Annotated in this window: 15 protein-coding genes, 1 tRNA gene and 4 pseudogenes; 7 read left to right on the plus strand and 13 right to left on the minus strand. The window is 33.3% G+C overall.

Annotated elements, in window-relative coordinates; genetic code table 11:
- Positions 1 to 34: 34 nt before the first annotated feature.
- Together ACICP1_RS04915 and cutA are read right to left on the minus strand one after the other, a co-directional pair.
- Positions 35 to 106 (minus strand) — tRNA-Gln (locus ACICP1_RS04915).
- Positions 97 to 432 carry a divalent-cation tolerance protein CutA gene (gene cutA, locus ACICP1_RS04920; RefSeq protein WP_264682928.1) on the minus strand — a complete coding sequence of 112 codons (336 nt, stop codon included), beginning with the start codon at positions 430 to 432 and terminating at the stop codon, positions 97 to 99. The genes ACICP1_RS04915 and cutA overlap by 10 nt, the downstream gene beginning before the upstream one ends.
- 230 nt (positions 433 to 662) lie before the next feature.
- On the opposite strand from cutA, the gene ACICP1_RS04925 reads away from it, so the two are divergent.
- Together ACICP1_RS04925 and ACICP1_RS04930 are read left to right on the plus strand one after the other, a co-directional pair.
- Complete coding sequence (locus ACICP1_RS04925; RefSeq protein WP_395461205.1) at positions 663 to 908, plus strand: transposase; 246 nt, start codon at positions 663 to 665, stop codon at positions 906 to 908.
- Positions 909 to 982: 74 nt separating this feature from the next.
- Positions 983 to 1,803, plus strand: a pseudogene (locus tag ACICP1_RS04930) (IS630 family transposase).
- A 29-nt stretch (positions 1,804 to 1,832) separates the two neighbouring features.
- On the opposite strand, the pseudogene ACICP1_RS04935 reads toward ACICP1_RS04930, so the two are convergent.
- From ACICP1_RS04935 to ACICP1_RS04945, 3 genes and pseudogenes are all read right to left on the minus strand, one after another.
- Positions 1,833 to 2,237: pseudogene (locus ACICP1_RS04935) on the minus strand (phage terminase large subunit family protein); the annotation flags it as partial.
- A pseudogene (locus tag ACICP1_RS04940) lies at positions 2,234 to 2,467 on the minus strand (ankyrin repeat domain-containing protein); the annotation flags it as partial. The pseudogenes ACICP1_RS04940 and ACICP1_RS04935, both read right to left, overlap by 4 nt.
- A 396-nt stretch (positions 2,468 to 2,863) precedes the next feature.
- Entirely contained in the window at positions 2,864 to 3,775 is a 912-nt protein-coding gene (locus ACICP1_RS04945; protein ID WP_395461206.1) for a helix-turn-helix domain-containing protein, read from the minus strand.
- A gap of 89 nt (positions 3,776 to 3,864) precedes the next feature.
- Between ACICP1_RS04945 and ACICP1_RS04950 the strand changes: the two genes are divergently transcribed.
- The gene (locus ACICP1_RS04950; protein WP_010402003.1) at positions 3,865 to 4,812 is read left to right on the plus strand and encodes an Rpn family recombination-promoting nuclease/putative transposase; all 948 of its coding nucleotides are present in this window, start codon (positions 3,865 to 3,867) and stop codon (positions 4,810 to 4,812) included.
- 5 nt (positions 4,813 to 4,817) lie between these two features.
- Here ACICP1_RS04950 and ACICP1_RS04955 read toward each other — a convergent pair whose 3' ends face one another.
- Together ACICP1_RS04955 and ACICP1_RS04960 are read right to left on the minus strand one after the other, a co-directional pair.
- Complete coding sequence (locus tag ACICP1_RS04955) at positions 4,818 to 7,442, minus strand: latrotoxin-related protein (RefSeq protein ID WP_395461207.1); 2,625 nt, start codon at positions 7,440 to 7,442, stop codon at positions 4,818 to 4,820.
- Positions 7,429 to 12,669 (minus strand): tetratricopeptide repeat protein, encoded by a 5,241-nt coding sequence (locus tag ACICP1_RS04960; protein ID WP_395461208.1) that lies wholly within the window; start codon positions 12,667 to 12,669, stop codon positions 7,429 to 7,431. Before ACICP1_RS04960 ends, ACICP1_RS04955 begins: the two co-directional genes overlap by 14 nt.
- A gap of 240 nt (positions 12,670 to 12,909) precedes the next feature.
- Here ACICP1_RS04960 and tnpA point away from each other — a divergent pair.
- The 4 genes and pseudogenes from tnpA to ACICP1_RS04980 all read left to right on the plus strand — a co-directional run bounded on the left by tnpA (position 12,910) and on the right by ACICP1_RS04980 (position 16,057).
- Positions 12,910 to 13,302, plus strand: a pseudogene (gene tnpA, locus ACICP1_RS04965) (IS200/IS605 family transposase).
- 283 nt (positions 13,303 to 13,585) lie between these two features.
- Positions 13,586 to 15,055: an MgtE intracellular N domain protein gene (locus tag ACICP1_RS04970; RefSeq protein ID WP_395461209.1), complete on the plus strand. Its 1,470-nt coding sequence runs from the start codon at positions 13,586 to 13,588 to the stop codon at positions 15,053 to 15,055.
- A gap of 38 nt (positions 15,056 to 15,093) precedes the next feature.
- Positions 15,094 to 15,465, plus strand: a complete 372-nt coding sequence (locus tag ACICP1_RS04975; RefSeq protein WP_395461210.1) for a hypothetical protein — start codon at positions 15,094 to 15,096, stop codon at positions 15,463 to 15,465.
- 127 nt (positions 15,466 to 15,592) lie between these two features.
- Entirely contained in the window at positions 15,593 to 16,057 is a 465-nt protein-coding gene (locus ACICP1_RS04980; protein WP_395461211.1) for a hypothetical protein, read from the plus strand.
- 75 nt (positions 16,058 to 16,132) lie between these two features.
- On the opposite strand, the gene ccmE is transcribed toward ACICP1_RS04980, so the two are convergent.
- The 6 genes from ccmE to ACICP1_RS05010 are packed head-to-tail and all read right to left on the minus strand — an operon-like array spanning position 16,133 to position 21,632.
- Positions 16,133 to 16,525 (minus strand): cytochrome c maturation protein CcmE, encoded by a 393-nt coding sequence (gene ccmE, locus ACICP1_RS04985; RefSeq protein ID WP_395461212.1) that lies wholly within the window; start codon positions 16,523 to 16,525, stop codon positions 16,133 to 16,135.
- Positions 16,509 to 16,646 carry a hypothetical protein gene (locus ACICP1_RS04990; protein WP_007302385.1) on the minus strand — a complete coding sequence of 46 codons (138 nt, stop codon included), beginning with the start codon at positions 16,644 to 16,646 and terminating at the stop codon, positions 16,509 to 16,511. Before ACICP1_RS04990 ends, ccmE begins: the two co-directional genes overlap by 17 nt.
- Positions 16,643 to 17,488, minus strand: a complete 846-nt coding sequence (locus ACICP1_RS04995) for a biotin--[acetyl-CoA-carboxylase] ligase (RefSeq protein WP_395461213.1) — start codon at positions 17,486 to 17,488, stop codon at positions 16,643 to 16,645. The genes ACICP1_RS04990 and ACICP1_RS04995 overlap by 4 nt, the downstream gene beginning before the upstream one ends.
- Before the next feature lie 26 nt (positions 17,489 to 17,514).
- Complete coding sequence (locus ACICP1_RS05000; RefSeq protein ID WP_264686779.1) at positions 17,515 to 18,756, minus strand: hypothetical protein; 1,242 nt, start codon at positions 18,754 to 18,756, stop codon at positions 17,515 to 17,517.
- 48 nt (positions 18,757 to 18,804) lie between these two features.
- Positions 18,805 to 20,193: an NADH-quinone oxidoreductase subunit N gene (locus tag ACICP1_RS05005; RefSeq protein ID WP_395461214.1), complete on the minus strand. Its 1,389-nt coding sequence runs from the start codon at positions 20,191 to 20,193 to the stop codon at positions 18,805 to 18,807.
- Positions 20,190 to 21,632 carry a NuoM family protein gene (locus tag ACICP1_RS05010; protein WP_395461215.1) on the minus strand — a complete coding sequence of 481 codons (1,443 nt, stop codon included), beginning with the start codon at positions 21,630 to 21,632 and terminating at the stop codon, positions 20,190 to 20,192. Before ACICP1_RS05010 ends, ACICP1_RS05005 begins: the two co-directional genes overlap by 4 nt.

A 21,632-nucleotide genomic window follows, 5' to 3' on the forward strand; every position in this document is an offset into this window, starting at 1 on the left:
AAAGTGATATCATTTCACGCACACTTCAATAAAGCTGGGGTGGAAGGATTCGAACCTTCGCGTGGCGGTATCAAAAACCGCTGCCTTACCACTTGGCTACACCCCAATATTGTTTATATCAATAACATTATTAACCCAATTAGTAAAAGATTTATTCGCTTTTCCTATGGGTATTATCACAACGGCTGGTTGATCATAAGAATGCATTGCCTCGATTTTTTCTACAATCTTATCAGCCTGATCATTCCTACTTTTCATAATTGCCACTACTTCACAATTACTATTAATTTTACCTTCCCATAAATACAGAGAATTTACTTCAGGAAATATATTTACACACACAATTAACTTCTCGTTTAACAATTCTTCAGAAATAGCCTTAGCCTCTTTCAAGTTCGAAAAAGTTATATAGACTAAAACTAAATTGCTCATTAACCGCTACATAAATGCATTTTTACTATACTCTACTTAGATTTATTCATCAAGAGAAAGTAGGAGAGACCTCTTCAGTGCTTGACACACAGAAATTGAAGATGTCATTTAGTAGCTCTCCCCTTGTCATCCCAGTCTGGGATGGCTTTGTTGCATCGCTCAAGTGAAAAGAACTGGCAGTTACTGACAAAATTCATTATAAATAGCCATTTAACTGTTGAAGAAAAAATATGCCACAAAAAATGAAAGTCAGTAACCAAAACGAATATAACAAATTCCTTGAAAAAAGGGGGAATATTTTTCGTTACATCGATGAAGCTATCGAAAATTGGTATGAAAATAGTCCAAAAATGCAGGGCAGCAACTATATTTATAGTGATAAAGTTGTGATTTTAGTGCATATAATCGTCAGTTTCTTTAGAATTGGTTTAAGACAAACAGTCGGGTTTATAAAAGGGTATTTGCAACAAAAATGAATTTTGTCAGTATAGCCCTTCTCATAATAGTCCAAAAAGAGTAAGATATGGATTGATAGTAGTGGAAGGTAAGGATGCCAGTAGCAAATAGTTATGACTTAAGAAAAAAGGTAATGGAAGCATTGGATGAAGGAGAGAGTGGAGAAACTGTTGCCAAGAGATTTAAGATCGGAAAAACAACTTTATATGAGTGGAAGAAAAGACGTGAGAAAACGGGAGATTTTCAGTCAAAAAAGCCTGGAAGCGTGGCATAAAATTACCGACTGGAATGCATTTGCCGAATTTGCAAATGAGCAAGGTGGCAAAACTCAGTCAGAGATGCTGGGGCAATATTAGTAGACAAACAATTCATCGAGCACTTAAAAATATAGGATTCACAAGAAAAAAAAGACCTACGGATATAAAGAAAGAAATGAAGAAAAGCGAGCTCAATTTTCAAAGGTTATAGCAACAAAAGAACCTAAAGAATTAGTGTATATAGATGAGTCTGGACACTGAACCTATGGTTATTGCCAGAAAGGACAGCGGTTTTATGCCCTAAAATCTGGGAAGAAAACTCAACGAATTAGCATGGTTGCAGCCTTAAGTGGAAGAAAAATAATTGCTCCGTTAACCTTTAAAGGCCACTGCAATATGGATATCTTTAATAAATGGTTTGAGCAGTTTCTGACACCGATTTTGGAACCTGGACAAACTGTTATCCTTGATAATGCTACTTTTCATAAGTCTAATAAGATTTGCTAAAGGAGTTGGTGCAGAAATTTTATATCTTCCTCCATATTCTCCAGATTTTAACAAAATTGAACATTATTGGTTTGCTATAAAAAACAGAGCTAGGAAAAACATCCCTCTATTCACATCTTTTCGTCATGCTGTTGATTCTTCTTTCTTATGACCTTTTTGGACTATTATGGGAAGGGCTATATTGCCTGAGTCTCTTGACCTTGGGTCTTTTACTTTACTTTTTAAACATGGAGTACTCTCTATTAATGGCGCAAATCTTCCTTTTGACCAGCGTTTTCCCATTTCAACTGTTGGCTGTACAACTAACATTGGCCCTGGTGTTTGATCGATAATATAGCCTATCCAATTGTTACCTGCTTCTGTTCCTCCAATCTGAGCTCCTTTCATGAATACTACTTTTTCTACTGGCGAGGACGGAGATAGTGAATCCATGATCTCTTTAAGGTATGGCGTTCTCTCTGTTCTCCATTTACCAGGTTCTGATGCTGCAGTTGCTGCTAAAACTCGATACTCATTCGCCCACTCTGATACTTTAAGCTCTGGATCTGGTTTTAAACCTTCAGAAAAAGATTTGGCGTATATCATTGTCTGCATCTACTCACAATTGGTTCTATCTGAATATCATTAACAGTAGAACTACACTCCTCTAGCTCCATAAACATCTTTTTCTGAAATTCCTTTTCTATATATCTTTTGCTCATCTCACTTAGCATTATTGCTATAACAAGTGCAAATACTCCTGTTATTGTTGCAAAAATGATCGCACTGCTTATTGTGGCTGCTGTTAAACCTATATATGCTGCCATTGCTACTGCATAATCAGTTACTCCCTCTATAACTTTCAGGTCATCCATTTCTCTACCTAAAATCCTTCCTACTCCCGTATAGCTATTCACCAGATTTTTAGCAATTTCTTGAGCTTGTGGTCTTTCATGTACTGCACTTAGAAACGTTTCCATTATTTCACGATCAAGTAGTGCTTTGCCTTTGCTTTCTAATATTCTGAATTCTATTTCTTCTTTATTCTTATTATTATTCATAAAAATTACCCTTCACTAATAACAAAATGTTTTTATATATTTACTGCTGTTTTTTTATCAGCATTGGCATAGAGCCATAGCTTTTGAGTGAAGTCAAATCAATTTCTCAATCTTTTTTGCTTATTTTTTTATCTAAGAGTAAAGATATTAATATATACTGATTTCTTTATTTTAAACTCGTTGAATTTCGTCCAAAGAGATGCCTACTGTTTTTAAAATAATATTGATAGAAATTCCTTTCTTAACTAAATTATTTGCAATTTTCATCCTTTCTACTCTCTCCACTTTCTCTTTGCAAACTTGTATGCTTTCAAACAGAGATTTTATTAGTGCATTACGTAGTTCTTGACTCTCAATTTTTTTGTATTCTTTTATTAAATCAGGTAGCTCATTTTCTACTATCTCATCTTCTTCTATGAGCAGATCTGTAATGCTAATCGATAATGTTTCTGCTGTTACATATAATTTTTCCAGTGGAATAGCTACACGCCCTTGTTCATAGTTGCTTATTTCGTCACGGGTCGTACTCATTTTCTCTGCTAAATCTTTTTGAGTATACTCTCTCACTAGTCTCCATTCTTTTATCTTCTTTCCTATTTTGCAGTAAATAGAACCTCCTTTTTCTTCAACGCATTCATCAGCAGAGAGACCAATTGTTTTTGCAACAATATCAACAGAAACTCCTGCTTTTACCAAACCTTTTGCAATCTTTATTTTCTCTGCTTTTTTACTACTTTTTTCACTAACTTGAGCAAATTTGGTTAGTAAACAAAACATTTTACGTAGCTCTTTATCGTTAATCTTTTTATATTTTCTTACTAGATTTAATATTTCCTCTCCCTCATCTTCAAAACAGATTTTTTCATTTGATACAGGAATTAGGTCTACAATACCAATCGACAATATCTCTGCTATAGCATACAACTTTTCAATCGAAATTCTGCGTGTTCCTTTTTCATATTGCAGTATTACCTGATATGTTGTACCGATTTTTCCCGCTAAATCTTTTTGAGTATAACCTCTCTTTAACCTCCAGTTCCTTACTTTGTGTGCTATCTGATACCTTATCGAGATGTTTGTCATAAATATTATACAGGTTAACATTACGTTTAATTGTTGAATATTTCTTCAGAGTTGTGTATAATTATTAATGCTTTTTATCTTACTTTCTCATGGCTCTTTCGAAGTTTCTCGATCCGAAGAATGATGTTGCATTTCGCCGTATCTTTGGTACTGAGAAGAATAAAGATATCCTCATTCATTTCCTCAATGATATTCTGGATTTCACTGGCAAAAATACAATACAGGATATAGAGTTTTTAAGTACTATTCAAGACCCTGATATTGCCTCTAAAAAGCAAAGCATTGTTGATGTATTATGTAGGGATTCCACGGGGGTGCAATGCATAATTGAGATGCAGGTCGCTAAAACTAAAGGCTTCGAAAAACGGGCACAATACTACGCAGCTAAAGCTTATTCAAGACAAGCTGATAAAGGTGATCAGTACCATAACCTTAAGGAAATTATCTTTATTGCTATAGCAGATTGTATTTTATTTCCTGATAAGTCTGAGTATAAGTCAAAGCACACTATTCGCGATGAAAATACTAATGAGCATGATCTAAAAGATTTTTACTTTATATTTATTGAGTTGCCTAAATTTCCAAAAACCAAAGAAGATCAGCTTTCAAGTATAGTTGAAAAATGGGTCTACTTCTTTAGATATGCAGACGAAACTAGTGAAGAAGAGCTAGAGAGAATAATAGGAAGTGATCTAATAATTAAAAGAGCATATGAAGAACTCAATAGGTTCAACTGGTCAGAAAAAGAATTTATTGCCTATGAACAAGAGATCAAGCGTATTCGTGATGAACAGGCTGTCCTTGCTCAAAAACTCGATGATGCTAAACATGAAGGTAGACAAGAAGGTAGACAAGAAGGTATTCAAATCGGCGAGGAAAGAGGTATTCAAATCGGAAAGGAAGAGGGAAAGGTTGAAGGCAAAATTGAGGTGGCAAAGAACCTACTTAAAGCTGGCATCTCTATTGACGTTGTATCGCAAACTACAGGTCTTTCTTTCGATGATATCAAACAGTTACAGGCAGAAAAGACCTCATAGTTCCCTCAATTTATCCCTCTGCTTATTCCTTTAACTACTGATGTTCCATTTAAGAATGTATCAGGCTTTTTAGATAACTCTACTTTCCTTGAAACTTTCTGACCTAAAACTTTAGAAGGCTTTTCTACTTTCTGCTGTAGTATCATAATTTCTTCCTTAGCTAAAACTTCTTCTAAGTTACTCTTTAAATGATCTAGAAACTTATCAGTTTGTTTAAATTCTGGACATGCTTCTTTTCCAAATGAATATAGGGTTTCTGCTATTTCAGAAAATCTTCTATTTGTTATTTTTCCATTTATTATTTTTTCAATTATAGCTGATTGCACTGCCATGGGATCAAAGTTTAGATTTGTCACTGATATTCCTGACTTAATAGCAGTTTTATTTAACACTTTCTCAAATCTATGTGTAATATTTAGTGCATAACCTCTTGCTTCTAATAAAGGTATAGATTGATCTACTGCAGGTATATATTGTTTACCCGTAAACTTTCTTACAAGCAAATCAAGTAACATTATCGTACCATTTACATCCATTTTTGCATCTACTTGTGAGATTGGACTTTTAGTTGTAGTACTTGATTTGGAATCTAATAACCCACCTATAGAGCTTTTTACCCAACCAAATAAATCATTTATCCATGAAGATGGTCGTCTTGTACCACTACTCATTGTGTACTCACTTCTACGGTTTCTAATGTGCTGCCTATGTCTATGAGGTTGATCAGATAACATGACTTCTGTAAACACATCATCGTACACTTGATCCTTATACTCTCTTTTCACAATATCCAAGTATCTTGCAGCACTTATTTCCTTCTCATGATCTTTTAATACTATCTCTTTATCAGTAAATTTTATTGATAACGTTTTCATCTTAGGTGTTTTATAGAATTTACTAAGTGTAATACTGCAAAAATCATCTTTAGTAATAGTCGAATCAAAAGCATTAGTTATTATTAGATCATGACCATTACTACGAACAAACGTATTGTTTCCTCCTTTTCTAGGCGTGATAAGCTCAGCATCTTTCTCCACATCTTGACCCGTTACCACAATAATTTCTTTATCTTTGTCAAAGATCAAAGGTAGTGGTTTTAATTCTAATTCAGAACTTATTTTCATAGGCGCACTATCTGAGATAATATGAAGATTTTCATACCAATCCAAACCGTCTTTTAATCTTACTGTTAGCACTTCTAATAAAAAACTTTGTCCCATTTCTGCTTCTAACCTAACTAGCAAATCATTTCCATCTTGAAAAATTCTTGGCAGATTAATATGTATTTTCAAATCATCTTGTATTATTTTTATCACGTTACGTAAATCTAACGTATCTATAGAACTTCCTTCATCAAAATTATAGATGTTTACTTCTGGTATAGAAGAAATACTATGTTCATATCTTTTCTCACCTGAAGCTATAGTAATTACGTATATATTCTCACCACCATTTCCAATTAAGTGACTGTTATGGATTGGGTGATTGTGAAGTGCCTCAAATTTCCCACGGCCAACAAGTATAGATTCATCACCATCTTGAACAGCGATAGTCATATTAAGTTTATTTGCTATAGCTGGGTAACTTTCTATAATTTCATCAATAGTTTTATTAGTATTCTGTATTGCATACAAGTTTCTTTCCTTACCTACTTTTATTTCAGCACTGTCTTTTAATTGATAGATTATATTGTTCATTATGTTATATGAGATAGATATACTAAAGTTACTATTTGCAACTTTTGAGGAAAAATCGAACTTTATACTATTGTGATCTTTAATATCAATACTCTGAATATCAGCAAGCAAGTAGTCGAATATAAACCTATGGTTATTTTCGAAATTAGCAAGTAATTTAACAGATGCACTACCTTTTTGAAATGGTACAATATAGTTAAAGTTACCTTTGAGTGCTAGATTATTTACTTCAGTGTAATTTCTAACTATTACTTGTATATCATAGACACAGTTATTATCTTTTATTTCCAAATAATCAAGTTGATCTTCCTTACCACCATTACCATCCAAGAATTTAGTTTCACATGCACTAAATATATGATCTGCCTTAGCTTTTCTACCAAGCACTCCTTCTACTGAATTAATTTGAAATCCAGAATAACCATATCTGTTGTACATAATAGTGCCAATATTTGTATTTAAATACACATTCACACTTACAGCTTCTTGAGCAAATTCAGTCAGATCTAAGGTATCAATTCCATCTTCTCCGTAAAAGGACCCTTCTATAAAATCTCCCTGTAAAACAAAGATATCATTCTTATTTCCTCCATAATATTCTTTAGACCCATCATTCACTACAAATATGTTCGAACTATCCTTAAATCCTTTTGCATAATCTTCACCTTCTCCTAAATTAATCAGAGTATATCCTTCTGTCTTGTTATTAGATAAACCAATCGCATTTTCACATAAATATGAGCCATAACTTGGAGCAGGCTCATCATCTCCTTTTGGTAAACAAAACAATTTTCCACCACTTGGATTATTCGGCCTTGCTCTGCTCCATTTCATATCGGTTCTTTTTTTATCAAGTAGTACTTTACTGTCTAAGTCTATCTTAAATTTAACTTTGCATTCTTCAGTATAAAGTGTAACGTTAATCCTTCTCATGCATAGCTCTCCAAATCCGGCACCACCACACTGCCTTACTTGGTGTGGCACTGTACGACAAGAATTCACAACTGATTTTACCAGTAGGGAATACATAGCTTTGAATATCACTATACTCCTTTAAATACTCAAATCCTTGCTTAACTAATTGGTTATAAAGTTGTTTTTCTTCCATTAACTTTTCTACATATTGTTCAGGTCGCATACCTATAAATGCACGCAATCCTTCAATAAATTTTTCTCCTCTAGTTAAGTGAATAATTTCATCAATTTTATCAACTCTCTTTACTGCCATATAAATATCAGTGTAAATAAATACTGCAGTGCCAACTCCTGCTCCAATAGGTCCAGTAATAGATGAAACTCCTTCTAATACTTCAAAACCTTCAGCAACTTCAATACCAATCTCTGCAGCGTCAACTCCCAGGTAAATGCTATCTCCTACTACGCCAACCAATGCTCCTTCTGTACCATTTTTAAATGCTTTTACCTGATTTACTAAATCATAAATAATAAAGGCAGAAGTACCTCGAGCAAGAAAAGGTGATGCAACTCTTAAAGACCTACCAAGTAGTACCTTTTCTTCTGAGAGCAAATTTAATCCTTTATGAGATGCAACTTCAGCAACTTTAGCAAATCCTTGACCACCGGCAATAAAGCCAACATTAATTGCTACACCCTGATAATCTCCGGTTAAAAAGTCAGCTAAAATATTTTTAGCTATCATTCCATGCATAGTTATGCTAGAGATTTTCTTTACTCTATTTAAATGATTCATGACCTTCTGATTACTGGTAAGCTTATTGACCAAATTGCTAAACCTACCCTTAACTTGCACTTTATCTGCTAGCTCAATTAGCTGAGAACGTTTTTCTTCTGGTATATCTTTTATATAGTCAATAAACTTTTTACTATCTATTTTAATTTTACTAAAATCTCTTTTCTCATCTTTTTCTGTATTGAATTCATCTACGTCTTCCCAAGACAGTTTACACTCCCCAATCTTCGCTTTTCTTCTGTTCCTTACTGAACTCGTACTCGGCAAACATTCTTCAACTTTACTCCTTTGATATATTGCAGAAGCCCTTTCTAGTAAATCTTTTGCTCTCTGAACATTACCTAAAGCTCCATCGGCAATAGCTAAATCTTCTAAGGCTATAGCTACTGCAAAATGATTTTCTCCATAATGCTTCTCTAAAATAGGTAAAGCCCTTTCTAGCAACTTTTTTACTCCCTGAGTATCACCTAAACCTCTATAGGCGATACTCAAATTTACTAATATTTTACTTACTTCAACATGATCTCTTTCATGATATTTCTCTAAAATAGATAAAGCTCTTTCTAGCACCTCTTTTGCTTCCTGATTATCACCTAAGGCTATATAATCAGTGCCTAAACTTTCCAGAATCATACCTATTTCAAAATGCTCTTCCCCATAGTGCTTCTCTAAAATAGGTAAAGCGCTCTCTAGCAACTCTTTTGCTCCTTGATAATCATCAAAGTATCTATAGATGGTACTTAAATTTACTAATATTTTAGCTACTTCAACATGATTTTCTCCATAATGATTCTCTAAAATAGGCAAAGCTCTTTCTAGCAACTCTTCTGCTCTTCCATAATCATCTAAAGCTATATAAGTGATACCTTGATTTGTTTTAGCTATAGCTACCTGAAAATGATCTTCTCCATAATAATTTTCTAAAATAGGTAGTGCCCTTTCTAGTAACTCTTTTGCTGTCTGATAATCACCAAAACCTCTACAAGCAATACTAAGATTTACTAACATTTTAGCTGACTCAAAGTGCTCTTCTTCATAATTGTCACCTAAAATAGAGAATACTCTTTCTATTGACTTTTTCGCTCTTTCATAATCACCTAAAGATCCATAAGCAATACTCAGGTTTATTAGTACTTGAGCTAATGAAGAACGATCCTCCCGATAATGATTCTCTAAAATGGGAAAGGCCCTTTCTAGTAACTCTTTCGCTGTCTGATAATCATCTAAAGCTCGATAGCTGATACTCAGATTTACCAGTGTTCTAACTAATTGAAAACGCTCTTCTTCATAATCTTGCTTTTCAATTTTTAAAGCTCTTTCTAGCAAATCTTTTGCTCTTTGGTAATCACCTAAAACTAGATAACTGTTGCTTAGATTTACTAGTCTTTTAAATACTTCAAAATGATCTTCTCCGTAATGCTTTTCTAAAATAGGCAAAACCCTTTCTAGCAACTCCTTTTCTCTTTTGGGATTACCCAAATTAAAATACCCATCACTCATCCATGTCAACAAATTTTCAAGATAATCCTTTTCTATTTTTTCTTTATCTTGAGGGTTCTTTTTTAACCAACTATCTATACGTGATAAAAATGCCTCTAAGTGCGGTAATAATTCTCGTTTTTTTAAATAGTCTTCTAATTTATCACTACCATAAGGAAAACTTGCTCTGAGTAGCTCGAAAGTCTCTTTCATAACTTCTTCGCTTTTACCCTCTTCTTCTAACGCTATTTTTGTCACTTCTTGAACTAATTTATGAATACTCAACACACCTTGCTCTTGTTCACCATTAACCATAGAATATTTTATAAGTAAACGAACAGCAGACCTTAATTCCTCTTCATTATTTCCTGTCAAATCTAAAAAGAATTCTCTACTAATATTGTCAGGTGCAAGATAAGAGATAACATCAAGAATCCTTAAAGCTAAATTTCCATGCTTTTCATTGCTTGCTATCTTATCGGTTGTAATCTTCCAAGTTGTGAAAGTTGTTTTTGCATAGTTATTATCAATTCCTCTAAATCCTTCATAATTAAGCAAATCTTTCGCTTTTTTCTCATATTCCTTTAGGTAATCATCTATATCAAATTTTCTAGTAACTCTTTGATCTTCAATATATGATATTGCTTGCTGTGTAGCTAAAGGAAAGTGTTGTAATTTCTCTACCAAAGCTTTTATCTTTTCATTTTGAGATTCATCTTCTATACTAAAGCCCTTTTTTACAAATTCTATCGCTTCTTCTGACTTTAATTCGTTTAGATTAATAACTTCTATCCCCCTTTCCCACTCTCGATTACGAGAAGTAATTAAAATATAAGGTCCATTACCACCCGGTAATGAATCATGAATTGGTAAAAACTTATTCAAATAATTACTTTTCTCGGCATCATCAAAAATAAACAAGCTTTTACTATTACTGAAAAATTCATAAACCTCTTCTATGAGAGCTTTTATATCCTTTTCTTTTCCATTCTCATCTTTTATATCAATTCTTAGTTTATTCTTCGCTAATCGAGTAAATGATTCAACAAGAGCTATCTCACTTTCAGCATTGATCCATATAACATTGTCATAACAATCTTTACTATATTCTTGAACATATTGTCTAGCTAACTCAGTTTTTCCTATTCCTCCTAAACCGCTAATTGAGGTTATTTGTGATATTACTGTTACTTTTTCTGAACTACGTTGTATCTTATTATGTAGGTCAATTAACTCTTCCCTTCTTCCAGCAAACAAAATTACTGGCTTTTTCACATTAAACCAAATAGGCTCTCTTGCTACAACTGCATCATATATCTTATCAAGCTTTTTATCTATTTTCTCGAAACTTTTTTCACTTTCTTTCCTTCCTTCTACAATAGAATCTGCTATCTTGTGACGTTGCCTACTGGCTTCCTGATATTGACTCATTAATTCATCAAAGACTCCCTTAATCTCATTTTGATTACTTTCTATGTAACCTGATAACTCATTAAAATTCTTACCTATATAATCCTCTAATTCATTGAAGTTTTTTTCAGCTTCCTGTTCCATTTCTCCTTTGAATTTGCTTAGTAACCTCTCTTCGACTAACTTCGGATCTTGCTTATTAAGCTCATCCAATAATTCATCTTTCCATTTTCCCTCATCTAACTTTAAAATATACCTATACTCCTCCCTAGAAGGATTTTCTTCAATGTATTCTCTAGCGAATTTTTTTATTTTACTTTCCAATTCCCATTTAAAAAGAAGACGATAGCCATATTTGCTAGTATCACTCTTTCCATCTATTCTCCTATAGTATTTATCAGCACTACCATCACTCTTTATTGTTACTAATCCCGCTTTATCAAATAGTTCTGCAGTATTCCATGAATTCGAGTTTTTACTTTCTAAAGTATGTCCTAGCTTAATATGAGGAACACCAGTGTAGGTTTGTTTATATCTTTTTGATTCTCCAAAAATAATACCCTCAGTAATTGAGGAAGCACAAAGCTCTTTTTCAGTATTTTTTCTATAGTAATCAACCACTCTACTCACAGCATCTTCTGCTAATTTTGTCATTGCTCTCTGCCAACTTCCTTCTGCTGTTACTTGTATAAATTGGCTCTCAAAACTTTGAAAAATCTCAATACCAGATTTTACTAACTCTTCCCTGACTTTGATTGGATCCTTTTTAAATATATACAATTGATCTATCAGCTTTTTAAGCTCTGCTCTATTATAACTACTACCAATGCTGGATATTGTTGCTCGAAGAATGTTAATTCCAATAAGAGGAATTACTTTTGATTCCGCTTCTCCTTGTTCTGTTCCACCTTTTCCTATATATATTATCATATTAACAAAATCAGCCCATTTACCTTGCTTTCCTCTTTGATTTTCTAGTCTCTCATAGTACTCTGATAAAGAGCGTTCATAAATAAAAACAAAATCTTCAACAAACTTTCTTAGCTTTTCATGTACTTCCTCCTCCTGTGCAGAAAGTCTTTTTACTTGATCAGAAAATTTTTTTAAATGTTCTTCTAGAGTCCTAATAATCTCTCCCTTATTTTGTTGCTTAGCAATATCTAGTGGAGTTTTACCTTGATTATTTTTAATATTTGGGTCTATACCAGACACATTCAAAAGAAGTTCAACAATGTCTTGATGATTTTTGCTTACAGCAACATGTAGTGGTGTATTACCACCATCATTGAGATCAATATCATTAATATTTTGTACTTGAGTAAGTAACCCTTCAATTTCACTAATCTTATTTAGCTGAGGATTATCCGTTCTATGCTCACGTATCGCCAGAAACAATTTAGCAATGTTAGTATCATCAGGATTATATTGACGTCTTATTCTATTTTTAAATTGAAAAGATTTACTGTTTTGTTGCTTATTCAGCTGCTCTTTCAACCGATCAATGATTTCTGAATTAATCTCTTTTTTTAGATTACTTACTCGATGTTGTGTCCTCAGCATACACACCCCCTATCTTACCTAAAGCTTTTATATAGTAATTAGATACATCAGAAAAACAAAGGATTTTTGAATATTATGGTATTTTGTTGAAGTTTTTGAGCTTCCTTGTAGAAGGGCTTTGTTCTAATTTCGTTTTTGCTGTAAATCATCTCAATTTTTCTTTATTCTCCCAAATTTGGGAGAAAAACCCTGGACCATCCTTTCAAGAATATAATTTTAAGGTGAAAAATTTGAAAGAATGTGGAATATTATAGAAAAAGCAGTCACTCTGTATATATATCACATAGTGTGGATAACAAAATATCGATATCCAGTATGAGTTGGAGATATTGGTCAGAAAACTAAAGAAGTTGTACAAGAAGTATGTGGAAGTAGAAATTATCAGAGGTAGAGTTACGTCAACATGTATACGTTTCTGTACCCCCATACTTAAGTATTAGTAAGTTAGTGCAGTTAATAAAAGGAAAAAGTTCCAGCAAAACTTTCCAGAGCTGAGAAAAAGATACTGAGTTATGGTTAGTAGGCTACTTTGTAATGATAAAAAATCATATTGAAAATCACTCTAAAAAAGAAGATAAATTTGGTAAGTCGAAAGTTAGCATTCTACGCTCTCTTTCAATCTTTGGATTTTAATCCATAGTGGTTGAATTGAGATGTCATTAAGTACAAATTAAATTCTTTTATTTACTCACTTTACTCATTTTGTATAATATTCGAGAGAGTGAGTTCGAAAAGTACGCTTGCCTCCACCAATATAGGTTTCAACATACCATAAAGCCAGCCTATTTATTCTATCGGGGTTTTATACTAATTCTCTAGTGATATTTGTTATTATGACTCCAATACATGCTAATTTAATTATAAATTAATCAGTAAATGCTAGAATAGCTATAATTAAATTTATTAGATAATACTTATGATTGGAAAAAAACATGTCTTTAAGATGGTACCTGGACAGCAATTTTCATGCGGATCTAGTGGATATGAAACGTATTCTAACATTGAAGATCCTCAATCTATGAAAAAAGTCAAGCTTATATCGCTAAGCGAAGAAGACGATACGCTAGAATTATCTATAAAATTCTGTAGCGATTTTCTTGATAGATTCGGAATGTATTGCGTAGAAGAAAAACAAAACAGATATATTCGAGATAATCAACCTGGTTATTATGAGAACAGTAATTCATTTGCATATGACAATGATAGATTAGTTAAACTATCATTAAATTGGGGCATAAGAGATAAAACTGGTTATCATGATTTTGTAGGTGAAGAATTGAAGTACAAATATTTAACATGGGAGGAATCAGATCTTAGTGGCGATAAATATTATTTTTCAGATAAGGAAGGAAACATAATCGATTCACCTGACAACAAGATATTACAATACAGTATGCCACACCATGATACAGCAAAGGTGATAGAAGATATAACATCATTAAAGATACCGAAGAGTTTACTAATATCGAATGAGTTCGCCAAAACTTTTTTTAAGAACTTAACAGGAAATCAGTTAGAGACTCTTACCGATATTCTTAATAATGAAAAATTACAGATTTTAGCAAAGAGCTTAACAAATAAACAACTACAGGTTTTAGCAGAGAACTTAACAGATGGACAATTTCTAGCTTTAGTGGATCATTTAACCAATCATCAATTACAAGCCCTTACTCACACATTGGATTCAAAAAAGTTAGGAATAATAGTCCCCTTATTAAATGAGAATCAGGTTAAGAACTTAGTAAAAGACTTTAACCTAGATCAAGTAAAACAAATTTTCCCTCACCTTAAAATGGATCAGTTCGAGATGGCGATCGAGACAATGAGTGATGACCAGTTTGTAGAACTAATAAAAAATGCAAATGAGAAAATGATAAACACTATTTTGGACGAAGCGTTGAAAAATAAACTTCCAATCTTAGTAAAAACTTTAGAAGAAGATACATTACATGATTTAATTAATAAGCTAGACCACAAGAAACTTGCAATAGTAGCTCGAGATTTAACTGATCCTAATAAAATTCAGATGGTTATTAAGTCTTTAGCTAATAACCCAGAAAAACTTCAAGCTTTTGCTCATAATATGTCTCGTGAGCAGTTTAAAGAACTTTTGGATAACGTAGATGCAAAAGAGCTTAAAGATATTATTCACAAACTGCCTTATGAGAAAGTAAAAGATGTGATTGGTAATATTGGTAATAAAGATCAGGTTAAAGTTATTCTTGATGCATTCAAGGAGAATCTTGAGAAACAAGATGAAAACAAGAAGGAAATCCAGGAGATGCTCAAGCAAATCAAGGACGATATGCCATATTCTGCACATGACCTAATTCTTACAGCAGAAGATGGCGATATATATCCTTATGATTCGTCAATACTTGCATAATTAAAATTTTTACTTTTTAACTTTTTATAGGAGACCGTATGACTGAAGAAATACAACAACTTCAAAAACCTAATTTTGTCAAACCTATATTCGACAAACCGAAAATTCCGGAATTTAAGGATAGAGCACAAAAAGTGGTTGATCTCACCAAAGATATCAATACTGAAGAAATTGATGAAAAAATGATGGTAAATGTTGTTAGATTTAAAGTTTTTTATGATAACCTGGTAAACAATATCAACAAATACAATGACAGTATAAGTTCTAGTATTGAAAATGATATAATAAACCCATTATCAAGAATTATAGATAGTATAGGTGAGAAAACAAAAGAAATAACGAATAGCATCACTAAAATTCAGGAAGATATGCCATACTTCTCGCCAACACAGGCAGAAGATATACTATAGATACAAAGACGTAATCTCGAGATGATTTTAGATAACATACACCAAATGAGCAAGTAATAGCCCACTGGGCTATTACTTTTTTCACATACCATTCCAGTGTAGCTGAGTTAATTTTATAGGAGTTAGCATGAATAATAGTAAACAAGAAAGCGAAAATAACTTTGAAGCAATAAACCAAATGAGCGCTTTCAACTTTAAAAAAATAGACAATATAGAAGTTGAAGTTAAGCCCACAAACTTTGAGGACATCGCAAATAAAATTGCAACAATTCATTACGTCTATCAAGTTATGGATAAGTTAGTCTGCGATTTAAATAAGAAGTTTGTTGTTGACTTAAATGCCTCACTTGTGAACAACATATTACAACTTCGAGAAGAGTCTCTTGATATGAGTAAAGCATTGGCTAATGGTTTATCTCATTTGAATAAGTTAATTCAGCAGGATGGATTTATTGATAATAATAAAGAATATAGAACATGGGCAGAAGAACTTGATCACCTAAGGGGCGAAGTTGAAGGATTAAAAGCAGCAATAATTGACCATAATAACGTAGAATGGGAAGCACCAGCTCACTCTGATATATTGTGGTAGTTAGGAAAGTAACAGCTTGCTAGCAGGCTGTTGCTTTCTTTCACATACCATTTCAATACAACTGAATTAGGAAATCTATTTTAGGACTTTCGGCTTATAGTTCTCATCATGTTTTGCAAACACCGTATCTGCAAGAAAAGTACTATTATCAAACATTTTACCTTGCACAACAACACCACTTTTTTCTGAAAACATTGGTGGAAGTATTCCCTGATATTTCACCACAACGCTTTTGTTAAAATCTGTCATCTGAAAAACTACTTCACTTTCTCTCCGTATCACGCTCTTTTCAACAACCATTCCACCAACACGGATTGGCTTTTGATTATTTGGCAAGACTATGGCTTCACTTACTGTATAGAAAAATGAGATATTTTCTTTGAGCGTTGTTAAAATAAAAAAAACTGCACAACTTAAAAAGCAGAAAATTCCTGAAGTTATAAGTAATCGCTTATGTTTCTTCTTCATTATTATCTTTCAGGCTTTCTAGAATTTTTTTACTTTTAGTATAGCAAGAAACGGTAAAAATCAAATTTCCACCAATCAGTATGAAACTAATAAGGTAAGCAAAAATTACATATGTATTCATAATGCACTGCCAATAAATAACTCACCTGCATCAAAATAAATTAAGCTTCCATCCTTTTGCTGCAACACCAATTTACCACTTTTATCTATATCAGCAAAAATTCCTTCATACAATTTGTCAGCTAACTTTACACTGATTTGCTCATTCATTTTGAATGCTTTTTTTAACCACATTTCTCTTATAGCATAAAACCCATCAAATAGCCATTGCTTTCTTAGCTTATTAAAATTTATTATTAATTCCTTTAATAGATCCATGTTAGACACAGATTCACCGTAATTGCTAATGCACGTTGTGCCTGGAAGTGGCGCATGATTGACATTAATTCCAATTCCTATAATGAGCCAATTTGAATTGGATTTTTTTTCAAGCAATATTCCGCTTATTTTCTTGCCATCGATTAGAATGTCATTTGGCCATTTATGTTGAAGATTGAGATCGTTTATGAATTGATCTCTTGTCATCCCAGTGCTTTGACACTGGGATCCAGAAGAAAAAGTATGGATTCCAGTGTCACGCATTGGAATGACACCGCAGTGGGTTTGATTATTCAAGAAATTTAACGATAATAAAGTATTTCCAACAGCAAGAGCAGTCACAAAAGTCAATTCTGTCAATTTGCTGACATCCTTTTCTTGGTTAATTATCAAACTCGCATAGAGATTACCCTCTGGAGAAATCCAGCTTTTTCCAGTGCGTCCCCTACCTTCTGTTTGTTTATCAGCAATAATGACAGTTTCATTTGATATTCCTTTATCAATTAAATCTAACGCTTCTTCGTTAGTGCTTGAAACTTCTTTGTAATGATGAATATGAAAGCCCTCAAATGTTTCAGGGATCATTTTCTTAATTGTATCAAAAAACTCTCTTATCCAGAAAAACTGTTGCCACGGCTAGCAGAACTTGATAATACAGGTGATTGCATACTGCTATATGAAGCCCTATTTTCATTTACGTCATAGGGCATTGCTTCAGGACCGCTGTTAACATTTGTTTCAGTAAGTGGAAATTCCCGTTCGTAATTAGGAGCTTCCCCTGCATTCTCAGAAAGTCTAGTATAATTTACTTCATAATCAACGCTATCAAAAATTTTTTTATTTACATCATATAAAAGCTCCTTCTTTGGTTGAAAAGACTGCACTGATGGATTGTCACTTCCTAAACTTGCTTGTAGCCTATCTGGTTCTTGTATTGAGCTCTCAAAGTCACTGCCCCAAGAAATATAACTATCTGTCATACTAGCTTGTGTTTCTCTCCACCTAGCTTGTGTTTCTCTCCACTTCGATTTCACCTCACTTAAACTCATCGGTAATATCACATTCAGATTTGGAAGTGATTTGGATCTACGTAAATTATTCTGTCTTGTTTTTTGAAATTCCTCAAATGCAGCCTTAAATTTCAAGAGCGAATTCGAATCATCTAATATAGCTCTAAGCGCTAGGGAAAGTTGCTGTGAAGTTAGAGATTGCTCTGGCAGATTCGGTGGAAGTGACATATTTTCTTGATAATTTTTAATGGAATTACTACCATCTTCCAAATTGTTGTGCGCACCCATGATTATCGATGGCAAGCTAGGAAATGATTCAAATTGATTCATGCTATTCAGAGGCGAGTTAGTTTCTGGATATGATGGCAACGATTCCTCTGTTTGGTTAGCTTGCTGATCAGCACCTTTAACCATAACGTTTTCAGGTTGCGGTGTTTCTGTTTCTTTCACTGGATCATCAACTGGTGGTTGTTGTGGAATAGGAATAACCGACTTTTCAGGCTCTTGCGAAAGCAACGGTGGCGTAAGAATAGGCACAGCTTGCTCTTTTTCTTGTACTAGACTTTCTCCTTCTTCTTCATTTTTACTTCTTGGTTCGCTACTAACCTTATTAGATTTACCCTTACTGCGTATGGCGGAAATAGTAAATGCTGCTAATGTAATTACTGAAACTAATGCAGCAACTACAGAAATGGCAAAAATTGCCAGAGGAGCTGTAGAGATTACAATACCAAATTTAATTGCTAAAGCAACATAAGGAAAATATAAAACAGTTACAGTGCTCGATCCTCCTAGCAAGAGAGCGGCAATTGAAAATTTCAAAACAGTTTTTCTTTTACTCATTTTTCACCACAAAATATTAATTAATCACTAATTATAAACACTAAATTGTTAATTTGTCAATGAATTAATCAATGAGTAAAGATCTTCTGCGTACAAGAAAAGAACGAGATTGATAAGTGAAGCCACTGAAGTGATAATGAATAGACCCTTAGAATAAGCAACCTTATTACCACTAGCTTTATCAAAATACATAACTTTCATGATATTTAAATAATAGTAGCATGATATCACACTCGCTGTTACAAGAATCAAAGACAGGCTGATAAAGCCAGAATTTATTAAACTTTTGAATATAAAAAATTTAGCGATAAAACCTGCAAGTGGAGGTATTCCCGACATCGAGAGTAATAGTATAGAAAGATGGAATGCTAAAATTGGTTGCTTTTTTCCTATACCAGATAAATTTGCAATATCACAATCATCATCGTCAATTTGTACGAGATATGAGAATAGCCCTATGCTTGTGATGATATATATCACCAAATACATTAAGGCACTATCTGTTCCTGCTTGTGTAAAAATAGAAAGTGAAGCAAATATAAAACCAATGTGACCAATTGAACTGTAAGCAAACAGCCTTTTTAAGTTTTGCTGACGCAAGGCCCCAAAAGCTGAGATAAGCACAGACAATGCTGAAACGTATAAGAAAATAGGCTGAACATAACTTTTTACATTTACTAACTCTTCATTCATCAATCGAATTAAAAATGTTACAAGTGCAGCTTTTGGGGCCGTAGAAAAAAACGCAGTTACTATGGTAGGTGCACCTTGATAGACATCTGGAGCCCACATATGAAAAGGAGCAATAGCAAGCTTGAAACACAAACCAATAAGGATAAAAACTAACCCAAAAACTATTCCATAAGTTATCTGATGGTTTTGCAAGAATGAACCGAGCTCAGAGAAATTGACTTGTCCTGTATATCCATAAAGCAGCGACATTCCATATAGCATAATGCAGGAAGATAGTGCACTAAGTGTAAAATATTTCACTCCTGCTTCACATGAATAAGCTGAATCTTTATTAAAGCTCGCAAGAACATACAAAGATATACTCATCAACTCAAAAGCTAAATAAAAAGAAATCAGACTATTTGCTGAAACCAAAGTTATCATGCCAAATAGCGCAAAAAGAATCAGTATTGAAAATTCATATTTATAGTCATATTTTGATAAATTCAGCATCAAAAGTATTAAAATTCCTGTGCTGAGAATTAACCCTTGGGCTGACCTGATGTATAAATTGAGTTTTAACAACGAATTAAAGAGAAAAATTTCATTGTTTTCTGCCGAAATAATTAAAATAATCAAAGTTACCACTGTGCAGCCAAGTGCTAATAAGTTGATAGTTCGGCGGTTAAATATAATTCCAAGCAGTAGCAACACTAACGAGGAGATAATAGAGAACGTTTCCGGCAATATCTGTATATAATTCATAGCGCATTATATTTGACTAACAAATTTGCCATACATGGCTTCAAATAATTCAGTGCAAGGGTTGGGTAGAATCCAAGCAAAATAACAAACACTGCAAGCAGAATTAAGACAGAAAATTCTATGCTATCCAAGCGATTATTTAATAATTTAGAATAGCTAACCCCCCATATTATTTGCTTACATAAATTCAGCATATAAACTGCGCTTAAAATAGTGCCAAGTGCGATAAATCCTGTAAAAAACCCTATGCTCTTAAACATTCCAACCATAGCCAAAAACTCACCTGCGAACCCAGATGTTCCAGGTAGCCCTATTGAAGCCATTGAAAATAAAATGAACATAAAACCAAATTTTGGCATTGTGTTTACTATGCCAAAATATTTTGCAATCTCCAAAGTACCAGTTCGAGTATATAGCATTCCAACACACAAAAATAAAGCAGCAGAAATAAGGCCATGACTAATCATTTGAAATATGCTACCCAGTACTCCTTCCTCACAAAATGAAAAGAGGCCAGCGGTAACGATCCCCATATGTGCTATTGAAGAATAAGCTATTAACTTCTTTATATCATCTTGAGCAAACGCAACTAGAGAAGCATATATCACCGCAATAATGCTCAGCACAACAACGAAATTTGAAAAATACAAACTTGCCTGAGGAAGCATTGGAATAGAAAATCTTAAAAATCCATATCCCCCCATTTTAATAAGCAAGCCAGCTAAAATCACAGATCCAGAAGTTGGTGATTGCACATGTGCATCAGGAAGCCAAGTGTGAAATGGAAACATCGGTACTTTTATTGCAAAAGAAATAAAAAATGCAATCCACAGCAATGACTGCACTTCAAGATCAAGGCTTGGCACTAATGTAGCTAATTTTTGTATACTAAACGTTCCAAAAACACTATAGATGTATACTAACCCCAGTAGAAATAATAATGAGCCAGTTAATGTATAAAGAAATAACTTAAACGTCGCATATATCCTTTGCTTCCCTCCCCAAATGCCAATAATCAAGAACATTGGTATTAAGACAGCTTCAAAAAACACATAAAAGCTTATAGCATTCAGTGAAAGGAAAAAACCGACTACAAAACTCTCAAGCAGTAGAAATAATGCCATATAGGCTTTTAGGGTCGTATAACTCATTTTGCAATTATAGAGCATACAAATAACAAACAAGAAAGTTGTAAGCAGAAGGAAAAGCAACGATATTCCATCCACCCCTATTCCAATATCTCTTACTGGATAGCTGACAAACTGAAAGTCCGCATCGTTATAATCAAATTCTATACAAGCTACAATGCTAAGCAAAAATGGAAGTACAGCAAAAAATAGGGCAAGGAATCTTAAGTGTATAGATTGATGATTAATCCTGATCGAGGATAAAATCAACGCTCCTATCAGTGGAAGCAAGAATATACTAAGTAACAACAC

The organism is Wolbachia endosymbiont (group B) of Ablattaria laevigata, from assembly GCF_964277395.1.
Lineage (GTDB): Bacteria > Pseudomonadota > Alphaproteobacteria > Rickettsiales > Anaplasmataceae > Wolbachia.

Excerpts from the sequence above, each read along its gene's own strand:
- ACICP1_RS04960 (WP_395461208.1), bottom strand. The coding sequence starts at position 12,669 with ATGCTGAGGACACAACATCGAGTAAGTAATCTAAAAAAAGAGATTAAT.
- ACICP1_RS04980 (WP_395461211.1), top strand. The coding sequence starts at position 15,593 with ATGAATAATAGTAAACAAGAAAGCGAAAATAACTTTGAAGCAATAAAC.
- ACICP1_RS04925 (WP_395461205.1), top strand. The coding sequence starts at position 663 with ATGCCACAAAAAATGAAAGTCAGTAACCAAAACGAATATAACAAATTC.
- ACICP1_RS04975 (WP_395461210.1), top strand. The coding sequence starts at position 15,094 with ATGACTGAAGAAATACAACAACTTCAAAAACCTAATTTTGTCAAACCT.
- ACICP1_RS04950 (WP_010402003.1), top strand. The coding sequence starts at position 3,865 with ATGGCTCTTTCGAAGTTTCTCGATCCGAAGAATGATGTTGCATTTCGC.
- ACICP1_RS04995 (WP_395461213.1), bottom strand. The coding sequence starts at position 17,488 with ATGATCCCTGAAACATTTGAGGGCTTTCATATTCATCATTACAAAGAA.
- ACICP1_RS04955 (WP_395461207.1), bottom strand. The coding sequence starts at position 7,442 with ATGAGAAGGATTAACGTTACACTTTATACTGAAGAATGCAAAGTTAAA.
- ACICP1_RS04990 (WP_007302385.1), bottom strand. The coding sequence starts at position 16,646 with ATGAATACATATGTAATTTTTGCTTACCTTATTAGTTTCATACTGATT.
- ACICP1_RS04970 (WP_395461209.1), top strand. The coding sequence starts at position 13,586 with ATGATTGGAAAAAAACATGTCTTTAAGATGGTACCTGGACAGCAATTT.
- cutA (WP_264682928.1), bottom strand. The coding sequence starts at position 432 with ATGAGCAATTTAGTTTTAGTCTATATAACTTTTTCGAACTTGAAAGAG.
- ccmE (WP_395461212.1), bottom strand. The coding sequence starts at position 16,525 with ATGAAGAAGAAACATAAGCGATTACTTATAACTTCAGGAATTTTCTGC.
- ACICP1_RS05000 (WP_264686779.1), bottom strand. The coding sequence starts at position 18,756 with ATGAGTAAAAGAAAAACTGTTTTGAAATTTTCAATTGCCGCTCTCTTG.
- ACICP1_RS04945 (WP_395461206.1), bottom strand. The coding sequence starts at position 3,775 with ATGACAAACATCTCGATAAGGTATCAGATAGCACACAAAGTAAGGAAC.
- ACICP1_RS05005 (WP_395461214.1), bottom strand. The coding sequence starts at position 20,193 with ATGAATTATATACAGATATTGCCGGAAACGTTCTCTATTATCTCCTCG.